This is a genomic window from Kitasatospora putterlickiae (assembly GCF_039527695.1).
Classification (GTDB): domain Bacteria; phylum Actinomycetota; class Actinomycetes; order Streptomycetales; family Streptomycetaceae; genus Kitasatospora; species Kitasatospora putterlickiae.
Window position 1 is genome coordinate 1 of the sequence record NZ_BAAAKJ010000578.1, and the last position, 862, is coordinate 862.

Below are 862 nucleotides of genomic sequence, written 5' to 3' on the forward strand. Positions count from 1 at the left end.
GGGGCGGGAACGGGGGCGGGGGCGGGGGCCGGCGGCTGCTCGACCGGGGCGGGGGTGGTCGGGGTTTCGCCTCGCGGGGCGTTTGTCTCCCCGGGGACGGCGTCGTCGTCCGGGTCCTCGTCGTGGTCCCAGCGGTCGATCCGCTCGCGCGAGCGGGCCATGAGGCGCTCGTGCTCGTCCAGGTGCGGCCAGCGGGCCTTGTCCCGGATCTCCTGCGCGGCCATGTAGGCGCGGGTGCCGTAGACGGGCAGAACCTTCGCCAGCTCCGCGAACGCGGCGGCCGGATCGCCGGCGGCGCTCTCCTCCAGGAAGCGCGTCAGCCGGCGGCGCATCGCCTCCGCGACGCCGAGGAGGTGTCGGCCGTCCTCGCCCCAGCGGGCCAGGACGTCGTCGGCCCCGATGGCGGCCGCCGGTGCAGCAGAAGCAGCAGGTGCTGCACTGGGCGATGCAGCGGCGGGGTCGGGTGCAGCGGTGGGCGATACAGCGGCCGGGCGGGGTGCAGCGGCGCCTGCTGCTTGTGCTGCTTCGTCGCGGGCCCTGGCCTTGGCGCGGTCGACCTTTGCTGCGGCAGGACCGCGAGCAGTAGGTCCGCGGCCGACCGGTGGGGCCCTTGAGCGCCGGGTTCGAGCAGCCCTTCCGGGCGCACAGCCGGGCCGGTTCCGCGCTGGTGGCCGGTCGGTCGGTGGCGGCGGTCGGCGGGGCGCTGTCCATGCCCGGGATCGTAACCGCCGGGCCCGACGCACCGACCGCATTACGCCTCGCTACCCGGGGCGGGGCGAAACCTGGCCCACAGGCAGCAGGGCTGCTGCACTGGTTGTCCTGCTGCCGCACCGCCGTGCCGCGGTGCAGCAGCAGCGCTGCG

The 862-nt window shown here is 76.2% G+C and carries 1 pseudogene; it reads right to left on the reverse strand.

The features are described from left to right. Positions 1-332, reverse strand: a pseudogene (locus ABD308_RS39515) (hypothetical protein); the annotation flags it as partial. Between the last annotated feature and the right edge of the window lie 530 nt (positions 333-862).